Origin of the sequence: Aliinostoc sp. HNIBRCY26 (assembly GCF_050235535.1) — a bacterium.
In the GTDB taxonomy this organism is placed as follows: Bacteria; Cyanobacteriota; Cyanobacteriia; order Cyanobacteriales; family Nostocaceae; genus Trichormus.
In genome coordinates this window covers 979,358-998,752 of record NZ_CP189852.1, presented here as the reverse complement: position 1 = coordinate 998,752, position 19,395 = coordinate 979,358, and the positions used below count along the sequence as shown (strand labels likewise).

The 19,395-nt window shown below is 41.2% G+C and carries 15 protein-coding genes and 1 CRISPR repeat array; of the genes, 9 read left to right on the top strand and 6 right to left on the bottom strand.

The window, feature by feature from the left end:
* The 3 genes from ftsE to ACQFX9_RS04230 form a co-directional block, all read right to left on the bottom strand.
* Positions 1-756, bottom strand: a complete 756-nt coding sequence (gene ftsE, locus ACQFX9_RS04240) for a cell division ATP-binding protein FtsE (RefSeq protein ID WP_427160846.1) — start codon at positions 754-756, stop codon at positions 1-3.
* Between the two features lie 380 nt (positions 757-1,136).
* A complete protein-coding gene (locus tag ACQFX9_RS04235) occupies positions 1,137-2,273 on the bottom strand; it encodes an IS4 family transposase (protein WP_427162786.1) in 1,137 nt (378 codons plus the stop codon).
* A 305-nt stretch (positions 2,274-2,578) separates the two neighbouring features.
* Positions 2,579-3,331 carry a WecB/TagA/CpsF family glycosyltransferase gene (locus ACQFX9_RS04230; protein ID WP_427160845.1) on the bottom strand — a complete coding sequence of 251 codons (753 nt, stop codon included), beginning with the start codon at positions 3,329-3,331 and terminating at the stop codon, positions 2,579-2,581.
* 360 nt (positions 3,332-3,691) lie between these two features.
* Between ACQFX9_RS04230 and ACQFX9_RS04225 the strand changes: the two genes are divergently transcribed.
* The 7 genes from ACQFX9_RS04225 to coaE all read left to right on the top strand — a co-directional run bounded on the left by ACQFX9_RS04225 (position 3,692) and on the right by coaE (position 10,632).
* Positions 3,692-4,396 (top strand): response regulator, encoded by a 705-nt coding sequence (locus ACQFX9_RS04225; RefSeq protein ID WP_427160844.1) that lies wholly within the window; start codon positions 3,692-3,694, stop codon positions 4,394-4,396.
* 202 nt (positions 4,397-4,598) lie between these two features.
* Positions 4,599-6,272 (top strand): SpoIIE family protein phosphatase, encoded by a 1,674-nt coding sequence (locus tag ACQFX9_RS04220; protein WP_427160843.1) that lies wholly within the window; start codon positions 4,599-4,601, stop codon positions 6,270-6,272.
* 3 nt (positions 6,273-6,275) lie between these two features.
* Positions 6,276-6,704 (top strand): ATP-binding protein, encoded by a 429-nt coding sequence (locus tag ACQFX9_RS04215; RefSeq protein WP_427162790.1) that lies wholly within the window; start codon positions 6,276-6,278, stop codon positions 6,702-6,704.
* A gap of 266 nt (positions 6,705-6,970) precedes the next feature.
* Positions 6,971-7,945 (top strand): homogentisate phytyltransferase, encoded by a 975-nt coding sequence (locus ACQFX9_RS04210; protein WP_427160842.1) that lies wholly within the window; start codon positions 6,971-6,973, stop codon positions 7,943-7,945.
* Positions 7,935-8,402: a tetratricopeptide repeat protein gene (locus ACQFX9_RS04205; protein ID WP_427160841.1), complete on the top strand. Its 468-nt coding sequence runs from the start codon at positions 7,935-7,937 to the stop codon at positions 8,400-8,402. The genes ACQFX9_RS04210 and ACQFX9_RS04205 overlap by 11 nt, the downstream gene beginning before the upstream one ends.
* Before the next feature lie 66 nt (positions 8,403-8,468).
* Entirely contained in the window at positions 8,469-10,028 is a 1,560-nt protein-coding gene (gene cobA / locus ACQFX9_RS04200) for a uroporphyrinogen-III C-methyltransferase (RefSeq protein WP_427160840.1), read from the top strand.
* Between the two features lie 10 nt (positions 10,029-10,038).
* The gene (coaE, locus tag ACQFX9_RS04195) at positions 10,039-10,632 is read left to right on the top strand and encodes a dephospho-CoA kinase (protein ID WP_427160839.1); all 594 of its coding nucleotides are present in this window, start codon (positions 10,039-10,041) and stop codon (positions 10,630-10,632) included.
* A 612-nt stretch (positions 10,633-11,244) separates the two neighbouring features.
* On the opposite strand, the gene ACQFX9_RS04190 is transcribed toward coaE, so the two are convergent.
* From ACQFX9_RS04190 to ACQFX9_RS04180, 3 genes are all read right to left on the bottom strand, one after another.
* Positions 11,245-12,294, bottom strand: coding sequence for a hypothetical protein (locus ACQFX9_RS04190; RefSeq protein ID WP_427160838.1), 1,050 nt, complete (start codon positions 12,292-12,294; stop codon positions 11,245-11,247).
* Between the two features lie 273 nt (positions 12,295-12,567).
* The gene (locus tag ACQFX9_RS04185) at positions 12,568-13,950 is read right to left on the bottom strand and encodes an aldehyde dehydrogenase (protein WP_427160837.1); all 1,383 of its coding nucleotides are present in this window, start codon (positions 13,948-13,950) and stop codon (positions 12,568-12,570) included.
* 174 nt (positions 13,951-14,124) lie between these two features.
* The gene (locus ACQFX9_RS04180; protein WP_427160836.1) at positions 14,125-15,225 is read right to left on the bottom strand and encodes a hybrid sensor histidine kinase/response regulator; all 1,101 of its coding nucleotides are present in this window, start codon (positions 15,223-15,225) and stop codon (positions 14,125-14,127) included.
* A 386-nt stretch (positions 15,226-15,611) separates the two neighbouring features.
* Positions 15,612-16,115: direct repeats of the CRISPR family, unit length 38 nt; unit sequence GGTTAAACACCACCCTTTCCCCGCAAGGGGACGGAAAC.
* 257 nt (positions 16,116-16,372) lie between these two features.
* Between ACQFX9_RS04180 and ACQFX9_RS04175 the strand changes: the two genes are divergently transcribed.
* Together ACQFX9_RS04175 and pheT are read left to right on the top strand one after the other, a co-directional pair.
* Positions 16,373-16,612, top strand: coding sequence for a hypothetical protein (locus ACQFX9_RS04175; protein WP_427160834.1), 240 nt, complete (start codon positions 16,373-16,375; stop codon positions 16,610-16,612).
* 135 nt (positions 16,613-16,747) lie between these two features.
* Positions 16,748-19,180 carry a phenylalanine--tRNA ligase subunit beta gene (gene pheT / locus ACQFX9_RS04170; RefSeq protein WP_427160833.1) on the top strand — a complete coding sequence of 811 codons (2,433 nt, stop codon included), beginning with the start codon at positions 16,748-16,750 and terminating at the stop codon, positions 19,178-19,180.
* Positions 19,181-19,395 lie beyond the last annotated feature (215 nt).

The following is a 19,395-nucleotide window of genomic DNA, read 5'->3' as shown; positions in this document are numbered from 1 at the left end:
TTATTTACCCTTTTTGATTGATTGCCTATATAGTTTACCGTTACGAACTTGTACCACTGGTTGATTACACCTACGTACTAATTGTTCGTCGTGTGTAGTGACAATCACCGTTGCCCCAAAAGAATTTAATTTTTGCAGAATTTGCATTACCTGCCAGGAGTTATCAGGATCAAGATTACCTGTAGGTTCGTCAGCTAAAAGTAGAGGTGGTGTTCCCACAATTGCCCGTGCAATACTGACTCGCTGTTGTTCACCCCCAGAAAGTTGATCAGGAAAACAATCAGCCTTAGAAAGCAACCCTACCAGTTTCAATGTAGGTTCTAAGCGGCGTTGAATTTCCTTGCGAGTGTAACCTTGTGCTTGCAAAACAAACATGACATTTTCTGACACCGTGCGCTGAGGAATCAGTTTATAGTCTTGAAACACAATGCCAATTTTGCGTCGTAATAATGATAAGCGATCGCCCCGCAAATCAGGAACATTGCAATCACTTACAATTACTTCTCCCTGTGTAGGCAACTCTTCACCATACAACAGCTTTAACAGTGTTGACTTGCCAGAACCACTAGGGCCAGTAATAAACAAAAATTCCTTCTTTTTCACCGCTAAACTGACATCTAGTAAAGCAGGACAGCCGTTACCATAGGTTTTAGTCACAGACCGTAACTGTACTATGTGACCATCACCACCATCGAGATGTTGCTGTTCGCCATCCTGAGAATTTTCAGTAGTTAAGGGCGTTGTTAATACAGGCATTGATTAATGCTACTTTTGACTAATGACTGTTGACTAAAAACAATGATTCCCAAGAAATACTTAGGAATCACAAATCTGACACAGAAAATTCAAAATTTTTCGCACCCTTTAGGTTAGGGAGTGCTGAGTAGTGAGTGCTGTTAGCGGTAGCGCGGCGTTTAGCCGGTGCTGAGTAATGAGTAATGAGTAATGAGTAATGCAATACTTCTCGGTTAAGAGTTAAGCAGTATTGAGAATAAAAAAAGTGAGTGGTTGACGTTTAGTACCCGCTCCTGAGTGGATTGGTTTTCTAGATGGAAACTTAGAACGAGGTTTTTTGACTACTCTGGGATTTGTTCTGCCCTGTCTTGGAGGGATTTTTTGCTCCATAATTTCTAGAATTAACTTGGAGAAAAAAAGGGTAACTGCTCACCATTAGCATCTTGAAAATCAGAAATAGCTCGACGAATAACTTTGAGAGAACCAGTAAAACCTAAGCGTAATGGAGATATGCCAGCAGCAGTTGCGGCTTGAAACATTAAAGTACGAACTGCATAATGGCTTAAAAGCCAGCCGTAGATTTCTTGAACAACTTCGCGGGGTTTGAGAGAACGAATTGGAGTTTTACGTCCATTAAGATGGGTTTTTAACTCATCAATAGTATTTTCGATTTCCCAACGCTGATGATATTCTGTAGCCAACAATAAAGCCGGAAATAGAGCAATATCCATCAAACTGGTAATTAGACGATAAGTTTGTTGTCCATTTTCAGAGTCAATAGTATATTCTATAACTCGTACTTGAATCCTTGTTCCGCCTTTGTTCTTGGATTTGCGGTCTGGAGCAATCCAGGACAAATATGAGCCATCGTTTAAAACCTTGTCTACGGGAAATTTAACGTTCTTTGGCACTCGGCCTAAATAGTGGCATCCGCACTTTAAGGTGGCATGAACCATACGGTAAGAATGTAGCCCTCTATCCCACATCAGCAGCATCCCTTGACTGCAAGCTCGGAGTAATTTTAAAGCTCGTACTCTTTCTCCTATGCGGTAAGGACACATCAAGGCATCAACAATTAAATGCGTTCCCGCCTCAATTAGCAATACTAAACGGACTTTGGGAAATGCCGCTCTAGTTCCTTTTCTACTGCCTGGATATCCAAACACCCTGGCATTAGCCGCACTATCTGGCACATCCAACACTGTACCGTCTACTGCCATTACTCGTAGTCCTCCTAAAAATGCTCCTGGAGTCTGCACTGTCGCTAATGGTCTGACTATCTTGTGAAACAGCCGACTCATTACCCAACATCCCAATCTCTGTCTGGCTTCACTAATTGAAGAACTACTTGGTACTTTCCAATACTGCCCTAATCGCGTCCATTCTCTACTTAATCCACTCACCAGATTTTTCAGTACGTCCCCCATTGCATCTGATGACCATAGATTCATCGCTATGACTAGACACACTACCAACCCAGATGGCAATTTCCGCGTTCGCTCTTCATCACTGTCTGTCTCTGATAGAGTTTCTCTGATTACTGATGGCGAAATGACTGTTTCTATTGCTTTGAATATTAACTCTGCTTCTAAGGTTGGCGTTATCAACGAAAAATCTTTTAGCAGCACCAATTTTTCCCATCCCACTTCTTGGAGAACAATTATCACTTTACCTTGCTTTTGTTCTTAACCGAGAAGTATTGATGAGTAATGAGTAATGAGTAGTCAGTGGTAGGTTGAGAAATAAACTCTACCTTGTCTACCTTGTCTACCTTGTCTACCTTGTCTACCTTGTCTACCTTGTCTACCTTGTTCCAGTCCCCAATCCCCAGTCCCCAATACCCTCAAGTCGCACTCTTAGCCCTCAAGTGATAAATACAGGCTTTCACTGCAAACTGCGGCAAAGCTAACATCCGCCGCCAACGCCAAGGTTCTTGATAAAGTCGATATAGCCATTCCAAATTGTTATCAGCCAACCACGACGGCGCACGAGATTTTGTCCCTGACCAAATATCAAAACTTCCACCTACACCAACCCAAATAGACTGGGGACACAAATGGCGGTTTTGGGAAATCCATAATTCTTGACGTGGTACTCCCAAACCTACCAAAATTATCTGGGGTTGTAGTTGCGTTAGGGTTTGTTTTAGTTGTTGTTCTTCTTCGGCGGTGTGGTAGCCGGAATGAGTACCAGCTATATTCAAACCTGGACTTTTTTGCTGCCAAAACTCTGCTGCTGTAGCTGCTACTCCAGGTGCGCCACCATAGAAAAATACTGTTTTGTCTGTCTGCTTTTGCCCAACAGCACATAGCAGCTTTTCAGCCAATTCAATTCCTGGACAACGTTTAACTTTTTGCCACAGTAGCCAACGTAAATATAGAACTACTCCTGCACCATCTGGAATGACTAAATCCGCACTTTTAATGATTTTTGCTAAAGTGGGATTTTGCTGTGCCTGCATGGTCATTTCTGCATTGAGGGTGATAACATGAGTGCCTTGGTTGTTTTGCCAGCAATCTAGCAACCAACTTGGATAGTTATCTATCACATGGACAGGCATTCCCAAAACTGAAAACTCTTTAGGGGCTTGAAACATAGCCTTGCTCTTAATTAGTCTCACACCAGATGATCTAGAACGATAGTTTATCAAATTTTTTAATAGGGTGTAGGGGAGTCTCTAAGCCAAATTAAACTGGGTAAAACACTCATCTGAGGGAAACTAACCTATAGACTGTGTCATTTTTGTTAGTCGTCACAAATTATAAAAACAGCTTATACTTCATCAAAAGACTGTGATCATTGCCAAAATGGAAAAGAATTCCATCAGTTGAGATGATTAGATACTTAGTGACAAGTATATTATTGGCAGACACAATTATTTACACAGTATTTATTTAAGTCTTGTCCGTAAACTCAGTTTTTAAAGTTAAGGTAGCGTAACGGGTAGAAGTTGACTATGAGTAAAATTCGGATTGCGCTGATTGAGGATCATGACCTGACTCGTGTAGGTATTCGTACAGCTTTATCGCAAAAAGAAGGAATAGAAGTTGTAGGAGAAGCTGCTAATGCGGCTGAAGGATTGAGTATGTTAAAAATGGTACAACCTGATATTGCAATTGTCGATATTGGTTTACCTGATAAAGATGGCATTGAATTAACACGGGAGTTAAAAGCCACAGTTAATGGCAACGAGCTAGAAACAAAAGTGCTAATTCTCACACTTCAGGATAATAAGGAGGCTGTTTTAGCTGCTTTTGCGGCTGGAGCTGACTCTTACTGTATGAAAGATGTTAAGTTTGATAACTTATTGGAAGCTGTCAGGGTTACTTATAATGGCAACGCTTGGATTGATCCGGCGATCGCCAGAATTGTGTTACAACAAGCACAACAAAATCCTCCAAAAACAGACCGCCAGTTTGTAACATCAAACCCAGATTCTACAGATAACCCAGAAACTATAGATCCTTACATCCTGACAGAAAGAGAATTAGAGGTTCTACAGTTAATTGTAGAAGGCTGTAGTAACGCAGTTATTGCCGAACGCCTTTACATTACTGTAGGAACGGTCAAAACTCATGTGCGTAACATTTTAAACAAACTATGCGCTGATGACCGCACCCAAGCAGCAGTCCGTGCCTTACGTTCTGGATTAGTCGGTTAGTTTTAGTCTCTGATTAATTACCACAATTGCCAATTTCAGAACTCTGAAGTTAAATATAAGGGTACAGAAAATTAAGAGTAAAGTTATACTCGTAGAAATAATAATTGTGCTGAAAAGGTTCGCTTTTTCAGGATTTTTAGCAATTTGGTGAGATGGCAATTTGACTATCTCGCCGACTATTTACCTGTAAATAAAAGTCAATATGACGGAAACTAGGGTAGAAAAACTTAAGCTCATGGTCGTAGACGATGAGCCAGATAACTTAGATTTACTCTACCGTACTTTTAGGCGAGATTTTCAAGTATATAAAGCCAATCATGCCCGTGGCGCATTGGCAATTCTGGAAAAAGAAGGAGAAATGGCAGTCATTATCTCTGATCAAAGAATGCCAGAAATGAATGGTACAGAATTTCTTAGTCATACAGTAGAGCGATTTCCTGACACCATTCGGATTTTACTGACGGGTTTTACCGATGTCGAAGATTTGGTAGATGCAATTAACTCTGGTCAAGTCTTCAAATACATCACTAAACCTTGGAATCCAGAACGCCTAAAAGTTATAGTTGAGCAGGCCACTGAGACATATCGCATTGTCAAAAAACGTACTCAAGAGTTAAGTCGAGCCTTAAGACGAGAATCTTTATTTAACGCAGTGACAACGGCCATTCGAGAGTCGTTGGACTATGAGAGTATGCTACAAAAGATTGTCGCCACCATAGGACAAACCTTTGATGCTACAGGTTGTCTACTCAAACCCGTAGAAGGTGATCTGCTCTTAGCTAATCAATTCTCATACCAAAATTCAGTTAATTCTTTTCCCCATCAGGCTTTTGACCCTACTCTTCTGATTGAGAAGGTGCTTGCAACTCATCAACATCAATTTGCTCAAGAGATATACGAAGATAAATACTGTAATTACTTGGTTGTCCCTCTATCTTACCAACAAGACCTGTTAGCAGTGCTGGCCCTATATCAGTTTGGTCAAGATGAACCTTGGCATGATGAAGAAATTCAACTGATTACAGGTGTAGCAGAGCAAGCAGCTTTAGCTCTTTCACAAGCCAAACTTTACCAACGTCTCCAAGAAAAGCAAGAGCAAATCAAAGCCGAGTTAGAAGTTGCGCGTCAAATTCAAAACAACCTACTACGCCAAAGCCTACCAGATATTAAAGGAGCAAAGTTACAAGCGTGCTGTTACCCAGCACGAGAAGTAGGTGGTGATTTTTTTGAAGTCTTTGTCCACCCTAAAGGAGACTTATGGTTAGCGGTGGGGGATGTTTCTGGGAAAGGTGTCCCAGCTGCTTTGTTTATGGCTAGTGCTATTTCCGTCTTGCGCCGGGAATTATCTCAGGAAACACCAGCTGATCCCCACGTAGTTATACACAATCTCAACCAGGCTTTATGTAATGACTTAATTAGCAACAATTGCTTTATTACACTTGTTTTAGCTTGTTTTACTCCCACTACCAGGGAACTGGTATATGCCAATGCTGGACATATTTATCCATTAGTTTGGTCAAATCATTCCACTGTAGTAGAACAACCAAATTATCTGAAAGTTCGTGGCATTCCTTTAGGAATTTTAGCTGATTGGCAAGCCCAGTCAGGTCGTTTAGTTCTCTCATCTGGAGACACATTACTGCTAGCCAGTGATGGAATCACGGAAGCAATGGTATCAAATAAATCAATTGTGACCGCAAATACAGTGGGTGGCAATCTCCCAGCAAGTCGTTATATGCTTAAGCAGGACGGTTTGTGGCAAATATTACAGGAAGAACCACAGCCATTGTCTTTGAACCATTTACTAGCTCGCATCCAGGCAGATAACCCCGTGCAAGAAGATGATCAAACTATACTTTCTCTGGAGGTTTTGTAAATGATGAAAAGTGAGCTGCACGTACCAAGTGACTTAAATTATTTAGGTATCGTCGAAAATTGGTTGCTAGGATGTTTAAAAGTACAATTGGGTGAGTCTGTGGATTGGTCAAGACAGTCCAGTCGTCTGCGTCTAGCATTGGTAGAAGCTTACTCAAACGTAGTCCGTCATGCTCATAAGGAGCAGTCGAACATACCTATTCTACTGCGTTTGGAACTCACAGGCAGAGATATTTCTTTGGAGGTGTGGGATTACGGTACTGGCTTTGATTTAGCCACTTATTTTCCGCCCAATCCAGTAGATAAGCAAGAAGGTGGTTATGGGTGGCTAATTATGAATCGATTAATGGATAAGGTGGAATATCAATTACAAGTTGATGGTGCTAACTGCCTCAAGTTGGAAGCTACTATCCCAGAACTCGCTAATAGCTAAAAGTTCGATTTATTCATGTACAGTAGGCCACAGAGAGTAGCGCGGTCTTCTCTACCAGAGGCTGCGCCAAGCGTTCCACAGGGAAGGGGTCTTTCCAAGATGGGCGACTGTGGAGGCATAGGGGACTTTCAACTGCAAAAATATCTTATACACTAAACAATAAATAATTAATAATCACCCCAAATTAAACCCTGTTCCACTGACTAGAACAGGGTATTTTTATATTTAGTCATTAGTCAACAGTCACACAATTTTGGAAGCTAATCATGACCCAGAGTTCTCAAAATAGTCCTTCGCCAACGAAACAATCGCTTTCCCCTTTCCAGTGGCTGTATGCTTTGTGGAAGTTTTCCCGGCCACATACCATTATTGGTACAAGTTTAAGTGTGTTGGGTTTGTATTTAATCGCTGTAGCAGTCAGTTCTACAGGTTTTGCAGTGGCTCAAATCATACCTGTTGTGAGTACGTGGCTAGCTTGTATATGTGGCAATGTTTATATTGTGGGATTAAATCAACTGGAGGATGTAGAGATTGATAAGGTGAATAAACCACATCTCCCATTGGCTTCAGGAGAGTTTACCCGCACACAAGCACAATTGATTGTAACCACTATGGGGATTTTAGCTTTGGGTGTAGCCTGGCTAAATGGCCCTTATTTATTGGGGATGGTGAGTTTGAGTTTAGCCATTGGTACAGCTTATTCTTTACCGCCGATTCGCTTAAAAAGATTTCCGTTTTGGGCAGCATTGTGTATTTTCTCAGTGCGGGGAACTATTGTAAATTTAGGGTTGTTCTTGCATTTTAGTTGGTGGTTACTACAAAATAATCAATTTATTCCTTTGGCAGTATGGATATTAACTATATTTATTTTGGTGTTTACTCTAGCGATCGCCATTTTTAAAGACATCCCCGATATAGAAGGCGATCGCCTCTACAATATCACAACTTTTACTATTCAATTAGGTTCACAAGCCGTCTTTAACTTGGCACTGTGGATACTGACTGTTTGCTATTTGGGTATAGTTACAGTCGGGGTATTGCGCGTAGACTTAATCAACCCAGAATTTTTGGTGATTTCGCACTTAGTAGTATTGTGTTGGATGTGGGTGCGGAGTTTAGCCGTAGACTTACAAGACAAAAAAGCGATCGCTCAATTTTATCAATTTATTTGGAAGCTTTTTTTCTTAGAATATTTAATGTTTCCCATAGCCTGTCTTTTAGCGAAAAATTATGTTCGATAATTTGCAAACAACCAATGTTTTGGCAACTTTTATAGTCATTATTGCCATTATTCTGCTGATTTATTTTGCCGTCAAAACTTTAATTACCGCCAATTTATTCCAGCAAGGTGTAAATCTCTATCAACAGCAAGACTATCCAGGCGCAGAAGCAGCTTTCCGCAAAGTAATTAACATCAATTCTACTAATGATGTGGTGCGCTTATTTTTAGGTGATGTCTTAAAAGCACAGGATAAAGTTGCAGAAGCCCAAGATTTATATCAACAAGTCATTCAACGTAGTCCGAAAAATCCTGAAGGTTATTTAAGGCTAGCCAATATTTTGATGTTGCAAAATCAACAACAGGAAGCCACAGCCAATCTCCAAAAATCTCAAGAACTCTTCCAAAAACAGCGTCAACCAGAAAAAGCCCAAAGGATTGCTCAATTATTAGAGAGGATGAGCAATAAAGTCAGCTAAATAAAAAATGCGGAATTATTAATTGTCATCAATCCTTAAAAACTAATGACTAATGACTAATAACTAATGACTAAAACAGGAAAAGTCTATCTTGTAGGTGCGGGGTTGGGAGATGTCGCTTATTTAACGGTAAAGGCGCATCATCTTTTGGCTGTGGCTGAGGTTTTAATTTATGATGCCCTTGTAGATGAACAATTATTAGAGTGTGTTTCGCCTCATTGCTTAAAGCTAGATGTGGGAAAACGTGGGGGAAAACCCAGTACACCGCAAGCGGAAATTAATCAGTTATTAGTCCAGCATTGTCAAGCTGGTAAACAAGTTATCAGATTAAAATCAGGTGATCCGTTTATTTTTGGACGCTGTACCTCGGAAATTGAAGCTTTAAAAACTCATGGTTGTGATTTTGAAGTCATTCCTGGGATTTCCTCCGCTTTAGCTGCGCCTTTGCTGGCGGGAATTCCTTTGACAGATCCTGTGATGAGTCGTTGTTTTGCAGTGTTTACAGCACACGAAACGGAAGCTTTAGACTGGGAGGCTTTATCGCGCTTAGAGACACTAGTAATCTTGATGGGTGGTAAAAATCTGGGGAAAATTGTCCATCAATTGCGTCGATATGGGCGATCGCATCATACACCTATAGCAATTATCCGTTGGGCTGGCACACCACAGCAACAGATTTGGTCTGGTGAACTGGGGAATATCTTAGAACAAACGGCTGGTTTATCGTTGTCACCGGCTGTCATTGTGGTTGGGGAAGTTGTGGGGCTACGTAATTACCTACAACCTGAGACAATATCTTCAAAGGCTCAAAATTCTCATCTCCAAGCTATGTCTAGTAACTTACCTTTGGCTGGTAAAACTATTTTAGTCACCCGTTCGGCTGGACAATCAAGTCAATTTAGCGATCGCCTCACCTCCTATGGTGCTAAAGTAATCGAAATGCCAGCTTTAGAAATTGCACCTCCTTCTAGTTGGGAAGGCTTAGATAAGGCAATTGATCATTTATCAGAATTTCACTGGCTAATCTTGACTTCTACCAATGCAGTAGATTACTTCTTTGACAGATTGCAAACCCAAGGTAAAGATAGCCGTGCTTTAGCTGGGGTAAAAATTGCTGTCGTGGGGGAAAAAACCTCCCAAAGTCTCAAACAACGGAGACTCCAACCTGATTTTACTCCTCCCAATTTTGTCGCTGACTCTTTAATAGAAACCTTCCCCGAAGCACTTCCAGGAAAAAAGATACTCTTTCCCAGAGTCGAAAGCGGTGGTAGAGAAGTGTTAGTGAAGGAATTTAACGCTAAAGGCGCAGCAGTTACAGAAGTAGCAGCTTATCAGTCATGCTGTCCTAGTAGTATCCCACCAGTCGCCGCATCCGCTTTAAAAAATGGCGAAGTCGATGTGATTACCTTTGCCAGTTCTAAGACAGTACAATTTTTCTATCAATTGGTAGACACAATTTTTACAAGTAATGTCGCCAACGCTTTAAAAGGAGTCTGCATTGCTTCTATCGGCCCCCAAACTTCTAAAACCTGTCATGAATTGTTTGGAAGAGTCGATGTAGAAGCCGAAGAATATACATTAGATGGCTTAAGTCAAGCCTTAGTCAAATGGATAGAAAACTATTGACTATTGACTAATGACCAACCACATTATCGGCTTAACTGGGGGTATTGCTACGGGTAAATCTACTGTCGCCAATTATTTGGCGAACGTCTATGGTTTACCTGTTTTCGATGCAGATATCTATGCTAGGGATGCAGTAGCTATCGATTCACCTATTTTAGATGCGATCGCCCAGCGTTACGGTCAAGAAATATTACTAGCTGATGGTAGTCTCAACCGTTCTCGGCTGGGAGAGATGATTTTTTCCCATCCCACTGAACGCCAATGGATAGATAGTATCATTCATCCCTATGTGCGCGATCGCTTCGTTCAAGCTATTCATCAATCTTCTGCATCAACGATAGTTTTAGTCATACCTTTATTATTTGAAGCCCAAATGACTGATTTAGTGACAGAAATTTGGGTTGTGACTTGTACTGAAATGCAGCAACTACAAAGATTAATGGAACGCAATCAGTTAAATTCAGAACAAGCAACAGCCAGAATTAATAGTCAACTATCTTTACAAGAAAAAGCTGCTATGGCTGATTTTGTCTTGGATAATTCCGGCAGTTTAGCAGATTTATTAAAACAAATAGACAAAATAATCATAGGTAATTCCAATTAGAAATTACCCATGATTAATTCTGACTTTTCACGGCATTTGAAAAACCCCTATCCTGCTTGGAGAGAAGTTTTAATTTTCCCCCTTCCCTACTACTACGGTGTACACACATCTTTGTGTTGGGTGCAAAATGGGGCTTGATCCCCCCTAATACCAATTCTCCAAAATTAAGCAACAGATGCAAAGCTTGAAATCAAGATTTTATCTGGCTTTCTTAATTGCGAATTGCGAATTGCGAATTGCGAATTGCGAATTGGTATAACCCCCCTTAAAAAGCTATGCGTTACCCACATCTTTCTTTACAATCCTAAAACGCTCGTTCTATAGTCATCTTGGAGACTAAGGGGTCAAGCATACTTGACAAGTTCGGTTTTTGTATTCTCGCTAAAATTGGCTTTTTATTGAGAATTAAGGACGAAGTAATCAGGGTTAGAAAAAGCGTGAGTGAATACTCTCGTAAATGTTGAGAAAGTCCGGGTAATGGATAGCTTAAAAAAGGGGGTTTAGGGGGGATAAAAAAGGGTCTAAAATCACAGCCAACCACTTTTCAAATACGCTCTTAATTGATTGTAGAGAATTGACAAGATAACATCTCTACAATCGAATATCCTATTTTTAGTAGAGAGTTTCTAGAGCATCTATTTTATACAAAATTTCCAATGATTTATCAAGCTGTTTCAACCTTCTATATTCGTCAGATATATCCCGCCATAAAGAAATTTTGGTGTAACTTTCTAAATTTTCATTGGTTATTTGTAGAGCTTGTGCCAGAATAGCTAAAGCTTCAGGGTTGCGTGCCACTTTTCTATATTGGGTTGCTATTGTCACTAAAAGTTTAGCTTTATATTCTGGACTATTGATAACTTTCACAATTCCTAAAGCTTGGGGAAATTTATTTTGGCGCGCTAAACTATTGCCAATCTCCTCTAATGCAGAATTCTGATAGTATTCATCGGTAATTTTCTTAGCTATCTCTACAGCTTGAGATATTTTTTGAGATTCTAACAGTTTGCTAGAAATGTTGTTAAATGTAGAACTTTGCCAAAAGTTGTCTTCCATTGTGTCAGCTATCTGCAAAGCTGTAGATACTCTACCTACTTCTGCTAATTTAACAGCTATACTTCTTAAAATTGAACATTTGTCAGAATTATTCTGACCATTTTTAGCTATTTCTAATGATTCAGAGAGTTTACCTGTTGCTACTAGTTCAGTAGTTATATCACTCACCACCCAAGTACGTTGACCAGAGTTTTCAATATTAGCTGCAACTTCTAAAGCTTGCTGAGTTTTACCTACTAATGCGATACTTCTAGCTAGATTACCAAAAATTTCGCTCCTAATCGCAGGGTCGGCAATTTTCTGCACAAAGCTGACAGATGTAGAAATCTGATTAGCAGCAGCTAAACTTCTGGCGATTTCATTCCAAATATAAAAGCGTTTTTCCTCATCAGAAATACTTTGTGTAAGTTGTAATGCTTCGTCAAGTTTTCCTTTGTTGGCTAATTCCAAAGCTTGATTTAATAAAGCTGTCTCATTGAGTGATAGGGAGACTGAAAGACGGGGGAGTGAGGGTAGGAAAGTTGATAAAGAGGGAAATTGAGAAGCTTCTTTTAAACAAATACCAGAGGAATTAATAGGTGCAGACAATGCAGGAGTAGCTTGCATGAGGAGAGTGCAGCTAATGAATCCTAAGAGTTGCTTTTGATAACGCATGACTGTAAAAGGCTAAAAATAATGATGTGTTATGCGTTTAAGGTTGTATCGTGGTTAGCGATCGCAAATCAAGTAAAAGCAATATTTTGTTGCTTTTTATTCTGTACATCATTTATTTGTCACCCCTTCAGAGAGAATTAGTATAACCCTAAAAAATTTCCCCATTCCCTCGTAGGGAAGGGGGTTAGGTTAAACCTAAATTTTTCTAACTAACGCACCCCAAAGCTATTTAATAATTCGCTTGAGTAAAGCTAATTTATCTTTATATGGTGCGTATCGCCAGTTTAAGTCTAGCCAGAAGGAATTTTTTAAGACACTTTTGTAATGTGAGAAGGTGTCAAAACTGGTTTTACCGTGATAACTACCAATACCACTATCACCCACACCGCCAAAGGGTAATGATGAAACACCGACTTGCATAATGGTGTCATTCAGACAGACACCACCGGATGAAGTTTCCTGCAAAATTCGTGTTTGCAATTGTTTGTTTTGGGAAAATAGGTATAAAGCCAGGGGTTTTGGTCGAGAATTGATGAGGGCGATCGCTTCTGTAATATCTGTGTATTCTAAGATGGGTAAAATCGGCCCAAATATCTCGTCTTGCATGACGGGAGCATCTAGAGAGACATGATCAATTAATGTGGGTGAGATATATAATTGCTCAGGATTAGTGTCACCACCCAGGATGATTTCACCGTGATTGAGTAACTGCGTCAATCGTTCAAAATGTCTTTTGTTAATAATTCTGCCATAATCGGGACTGTTTTCTGGGCGATCGCCATAAAATTCTTTGATGGTTTTTTGCAAAGTTGCTATTAAATCCTGTTTGATTTGGCGATTTACTAACAGATAATCAGGAGCAATACAAGTTTGTCCACAATTGAGAAATTTACCCCAGACAATCCGTTTAGCTGTATATTCAAGATTAATTTCAGTATCAACAATGCAGGGACTTTTCCCACCTAATTCTAAAGTAACTGGGGTGAGATGTTTAGCGGCTGCTGCCATGACAATCTTACCGATAGCTGTACCGCCAGTAAATAAGATGTGATCAAACTTTTCTTGGAGTAGTTCCTGACTAGTTTCTACACCACCCTCTACGATAGCGATATACTCTTGGGGGAAATATTTACTAAATAATTGCGCTAATAAATTAGAAGTGTGCGGTGCAAGTTCTGAGGGTTTAACAATAGCACAATTACCAGCCGCGATCGCACCTACTAAGGGAGAAATAACTAGTTGAAAAGGATAGTTCCAAGGGCCGATAATTAACAAATTTCCCAGGGGTTCTGGATAGATTTTAGCGGAGTAAGGAAAAAATTCCGAAGGTACATCTGCTTTTTTGGGTTTAGCCCAACTTTTGAGATTTTTGATAGCATAGCTAATCTCCTTAACTGCGCCGATTTCTGTAGCGTAGGCTTCAAACTCTGGTTTGTGTAAATCTGCTTTTAAAGCCTTGATAATTAACGGTTGCTCATTGGTAACTAATTCCTTGAGCTTTTTTAATTGTTCTAGGCGAAAATTGATATCTTTAGTTTTACCAGTTTGGAAGAAATTTCTCTGTTTTTGTAAAATTTCTGGAATGTTAGATTTTGCGATCGCAATCATTGTTTCCTCACAGATAATTTTATTTAGTGCTGAGTTGTGAGTGCTGGGTTTTGAGTTTTAAGTTTTGAATTTTGGGTTTTGAGTATACTTTTTATTACTCAGCACTTTTAACTCACCACCTCATAACTCAGCACTGCACTTTCCACTCAACACTTTCCACTCAGCACTTTCCAGTCATCCCTTCGCTAAAGAGACAATAAACACACTACCTTTTCCTAACTCAGAATTGACAACTATATTACCGTGATGGGCTTCGACGATGCGTCGGGAAAGATATAACCCCAAACCACTACCAGAAATTTTGTGACTCCCCTGGCGGAATCTTTCAAAGAGTGTGGCTTGTTCTGTGGGTGAAATTCCCCTTCCCGTGTCTGCTATTTCTATATTTATATATTTACTGTCATAGGGAGAAGATTTCAGGCGGATAGTCACGGAACCAGATTCAGTAAACTTGATGGCGTTACCAATGAGGTTGGTAAATAGGCGATTTAACTCTAAGCGATCGCCTGTCACGGTGGTAGAATTTTCTGTATCATCAAACTCTAGATGGATGCTTAAATTTTTAGCTTGGGCTAAGGGTGTGAGTTCTCCTGCTACTTCTTGGAGTAATTGACTTAATTTCACCGGTTGAAACGCCAAGGTTTTTCGCCCAGCTTCAAAGCGATACACTTCTAGTAAAGTATTCACCATTGATAGCAAATTACTATTGCTACGCCCCATAATGACGATCGCTTCTTGCATTTGTGGTGATAATGTACCAAGCGCGCCTTGTTCAAATAGCGTCAACATCCTGTCAGCTGCTACTAAGGGAGTGCGTAAATCATGGGTGAGACGGGAGACAAAATCCTCTCGCTGACGGGCGATTTCATCCCGTTCATCCATGCTATGCTTTAACCGCAACAGCGATCGCACTCTGGCTAATAATTCATCTACTGTTACGGGTTTGCGGATAAAATCATCAGCACCTAAATCTAATCCTTGGGCTACATTCGGTGCATCATGGGCGGTAATTAAGAGTATGGGGATATATTGCTGTAATTGCATTTCCCCACGAATGCGCCTAGTTACCTCATAACCATCTATTCCCGGCATCATTAAATCTAGTAGCACCAAGTCACAAGGAGATGCTTGCAGTTGTGCTAGTGCGGAATAACCGTTTTCTGCTGTAGCGATGGTATAGCCTTCTTCCTCCAATATGGTTTTAATTAAAAACACATTATCAGGAGAGTCATCGACTACTAAAATTTTGCCAGAGCGCGAAGTAAGTGAACTCATGAGACACCGAGATAAAAATAAGGGGTTGGCTCAAGGTAAATTGTTTGTTTTTGTAACGAAAGTTGTTGTTTGTTGGTGTGCTGTCAATTTTGAAAATAGCTTATGGATAAGCTTTTGAGGGTATGTTACGCAATGTAAAGTTCGTTTGAAATTTGTCGCTGCGAGTTATTACAAGATTTTAAGAGTAATTTGCAAAAATTAGTAGCTAATATAGATTTTTAGCCTTGACTCCTTAGAGTTTTTTCGTTAAATTGTTTCTGTTGCTAATTTTTGAGAAAAAATTATCTGCAACTCAGTAATTATTTTTTTGATACATCGCCGTTTTCCGTACTCCGGCGCAACCGAACCTTGAAAACTAAATATATCAATAGTTTCCACAGGGTAGGGGTTAAACACCACCCTTTCCCCGCAAGGGGACGGAAACTCCCCGTATTTTTTATATGCTGATTGTAAGTGTCTATTAGGGTTAAACACCACCCTTTCCCCGCAAGGGGACGGAAACTCTAGTTAACCCCTCATGGTTACAGTATCTAGAGAAGGTGTTAAACACCACCCTTTCCCCGCAAGGGGACGGAAACTTTAGTTTCTGACTAATGAACCCCTTGCAGTCCCATGAAGGTTAAACACCACCCTTTCCCCGCAAGGGGACGGAAACAATGGTCGACATATGGCATTCACCTTGTGGCGTAGTTTGTGGTTAAACACCACCCTTTCCCCGCAAGGGGACGGAAACGGCATCGCTGCCGACGCTGATCGCGTTCCCGTGAATGTCGGTTAAACACCACCCTTTCCCCGCAAGGGGACGGAAACAAGTCTTTATTGAGTTCACTTATGGGCTTCTTAACGTTACCCTGTTAAACACTACCCTTTCCCCGCAAGGGGACGGAAACATTGCTCTATTGCGTCTTGCACTTCTGCCAAGTTTGCCTTCTTTTTTGTTAAACACCACCATTTTCCCCACAAGGGGACGGAAACAGTTTGATCCCACCATCAGCTTTAAGTTTAGCTTTTGCTGATTCAACGGTTACACACTACCCTTTCCCCGCAAGGGGATGAAAACAACCAAGCACCATCTTTGAGTTCAAACTCAGGTAAACGAGTTAAACACCGCCTCTTCCCAGCAAGGGGACAAAAACTTTAACCAGCTATGATTACCATAACAATCAACGGTATGTACGATATAGAACCCCAGCACATAGACTTCATTACCCCCGAAGATGAGAACGGAGACGGAACTGAGGATTTTATTGAGGCTTTTCAGTACCGTATAAGCTTAACGGATGAGGGCTTTGATGCCTATGATTTCGGTTATGAGGTAGTAGTAGAGAGATCAGAGTTAGATAGCTTGTCCTACGAGATGATATTAGAAATCATTCAACCCACATAAATGATTATTGACTATATGACTAATGACTAATGACCATTGACTAATAACTAACGTAGTACGATGGTGAACGGGAAAACCTCAAAACACCAGAGGCGACCTAACATTAGAGTAAAAGTCTGAAAACAAGCACACTCCATGAGAATCTCTCTAAATTGGCTGCGGGAACTGGTAGAGATAAAACTAAGCCACACGGAACTAGCCGAAACCTTGACAATGGCAGGGTTTGAAGTCGAAGACATTGAAGACCGCAGCACATGGGCTGACGGCGTTGTAGTGGGAAGAGTGCTTGAGCGTCAACCCCACCCCAACGCTGATAAACTAAGTGTCTGCACAGTCGATATCGGTGCGGCGGAAACTTTAAATATTGTCTGTGGTGCTGCTAACGTCCGGGCTGATATCTATGTTCCCGTAGCGACAACAGGAACTTATTTACCCAATATCGATTTAAAAATCAAACCCGCCAAACTGCGCGGTGTTCCATCTCAGGGAATGATTTGTTCTTTAAAGGAACTCGGTTTACCCACCGATGTCGATGGAATTCATATTTTCCCAGAAGAAAATATGACCTTGGGTAGTGATGTGCGTCCACTATTGGGTTTAGATGACGTAATTTTAGATGTCACCGCCACCGCTAACCGTGCAGACGCGTTGAGTATGGTGGGGATAGCGCGGGAAGTTGCAGCTTTAACCACAGCTAAGTTAAGCATTCCCGCACCTGGGGAAATCTCCATATCTCAAAATACTGGGGCGTTGAGTTTAAAAATCGCTGATACTCAAGCTTGTCCGGCTTACATCGGCACAGTCATTGATAATGTGAAAATTGCCCCTTCCCCCGAATGGTTACAACAACGTCTGCGGGCGGCGGGAGTGCGTCCCATTAATAATGTCGTAGATATTACTAACTATGTATTACTAGAATGGGGACAACCGCTACACGCCTTTGATAAAGACCGTTTAAAATCCGTCGGTGGTAGTGAAAACCTCAGTATTGGTGTGCGTTTTGCTAACTCCGGCGAAACTCTCAAAACCCTAGACGGACAAACCCGCAATTTAAGCACTCAAAATTTATTAATCACTGCCAACAATACACCCGTGGCTTTAGCGGGGGTAATGGGAGGCGAAGAAACAGAAGTCCACGACGGAACACAAAGCCTAGTATTAGAAGCAGCTTTATTTGATTCCGTCGCCATTCGGCGTTCTTCCCGCAGTGTCGGTTTAAGAAGCGAAGCTTCAGGAAGATATGAACGCGGTGTCAACCGTGCAGAATTAGAAGTGGCTTGTCGTCGCGCTTTGTCCCTCATGACAGAATTAGCTGGTGGTGTTATCGTCCACCAAGAAATTGCAGATACCCGTCCTGACCCCTCTACCTGGAGTCGTTCCATTTCTCTGCGGTTAGACAGGGTAAATGAACTGTTGGGGCCTGTAATTTCCGGTGATACTGGGGAATTAGCAGCACAAGACGTAGAAAGAATTCTCACCGCTTTGGGTTGTCAACTCACAACCACAGGCGAAAAAGTTTGGAACGTCACCGTTCCCCCCTATCGCTACCGCGACTTAGAACGGGAAATTGATTTAATTGAAGAAATCGCCCGGCTCTACGGTTACGATAACTTCTGTGATACCTTACCAGACAAAGCCGAAGCTGGTTATTTACCTGTAGAACAAGAATTAACCCGCAAGTTACGCGCCACCTTACGGGCGGAGGGTTTAACGGAGTTAATGCAATACTCTTTAGTTAAACCAGGGGATAGCCGACAAATCGTTTTAAGTAACCCCCTATTCACCGAATATTCCGCTTTGCGTACCGATTTAATCTCCGGTTTAATCGACGCATTCCAATACAACCTGGAACAAGGTAACGGTTCTCTCAATGGCTTTGAAATTGGGCGAATTTTCTGGCAAGAAGAAGAGGGCTTGTTAGAAAAAGATGCGATCGCTGGTATCATGGGTGGAGATAGAACCCTGGGCAAATGGTCAAAAGGCGGTAAAGAACAACCCATGACCTGGTTTGAAGCCAAGGGAATTTTAGAAAACGTCTTCCAGCAATTAGGCATACAAGTAGAATATCAACCCGATTGCCGTGACGCACGCCTGCACCCAGGCCGCACCGCCTCATTATGGATTCGTGGTAATAGTTTAGGTATCTTCGGACAACTCCATCCCCAAATTCGCAGAGATAAAGGTTTACCAGAATCAGTTTACCTCTTCCAGTTAGACTTAAACGTGCTGTTAGATGCAATAGACCAAGACGAAATACTCGTCCCCGCATTTAAAGCCTATTCTACCTACCCAGCCAGCGATCGCGATATCGCTTTCTTCGCACCGGTAAAAGTTTCCGTCGCCGAACTAGAAAAAGCGATAAACAAAGCTGGTAAAGGCTTACTAGAGTCTGTAGAACTGTTTGACGAATATCGCGGTGAAAACGTCCCCCAAGGACGACGCAGTTTAGCCTTTCGTCTAGTATATCGGGCAAGCGATCGTACCCTCACCGATACCGAAGTTGAGCCGGTTCACAACAAAGTCCGCGAAGCCTTAGTTGAGAAATTCGGCGTTAACCTCAGAAGTTAAAAGCAACCCCTCTCCAAACCTCTCCCTTGTAACTGTAGAGACGTTGCATGCAACGTCTCTACTACTTTGATTCTTGCTACTCTTTCCTACAAGCTACTGTTTACACACAAGTATTTTAAAGTTAGTCGATACATTCACAATGTCAAGCAATAAACTCACAATGTCAAGCAATACGCTCACAATGTCAGGCAATACGCTCACAATGTCAGGCAATA

Bases quoted from the DNA above. Each gene is read 5' to 3' on its own strand.
- ftsE (WP_427160846.1), bottom strand. From the start codon at position 756: ATGCCTGTATTAACAACGCCCTTAACTACTGAAAATTCTCAGGATGGC.
- ACQFX9_RS04230 (WP_427160845.1), bottom strand. From the start codon at position 3,331: ATGTTTCAAGCCCCTAAAGAGTTTTCAGTTTTGGGAATGCCTGTCCAT.
- ACQFX9_RS04225 (WP_427160844.1), top strand. From the start codon at position 3,692: ATGAGTAAAATTCGGATTGCGCTGATTGAGGATCATGACCTGACTCGT.
- ACQFX9_RS04220 (WP_427160843.1), top strand. From the start codon at position 4,599: ATGACGGAAACTAGGGTAGAAAAACTTAAGCTCATGGTCGTAGACGAT.
- ACQFX9_RS04215 (WP_427162790.1), top strand. From the start codon at position 6,276: ATGAAAAGTGAGCTGCACGTACCAAGTGACTTAAATTATTTAGGTATC.
- ACQFX9_RS04210 (WP_427160842.1), top strand. From the start codon at position 6,971: ATGACCCAGAGTTCTCAAAATAGTCCTTCGCCAACGAAACAATCGCTT.
- ACQFX9_RS04205 (WP_427160841.1), top strand. From the start codon at position 7,935: ATGTTCGATAATTTGCAAACAACCAATGTTTTGGCAACTTTTATAGTC.
- cobA (WP_427160840.1), top strand. From the start codon at position 8,469: ATGACTAAAACAGGAAAAGTCTATCTTGTAGGTGCGGGGTTGGGAGAT.
- coaE (WP_427160839.1), top strand. From the start codon at position 10,039: ATGACCAACCACATTATCGGCTTAACTGGGGGTATTGCTACGGGTAAA.
- ACQFX9_RS04190 (WP_427160838.1), bottom strand. From the start codon at position 12,294: ATGCAAGCTACTCCTGCATTGTCTGCACCTATTAATTCCTCTGGTATT.
- ACQFX9_RS04185 (WP_427160837.1), bottom strand. From the start codon at position 13,950: ATGATTGCGATCGCAAAATCTAACATTCCAGAAATTTTACAAAAACAG.
- ACQFX9_RS04180 (WP_427160836.1), bottom strand. From the start codon at position 15,225: ATGAGTTCACTTACTTCGCGCTCTGGCAAAATTTTAGTAGTCGATGAC.
- ACQFX9_RS04175 (WP_427160834.1), top strand. From the start codon at position 16,373: ATGATTACCATAACAATCAACGGTATGTACGATATAGAACCCCAGCAC.
- pheT (WP_427160833.1), top strand. From the start codon at position 16,748: ATGAGAATCTCTCTAAATTGGCTGCGGGAACTGGTAGAGATAAAACTA.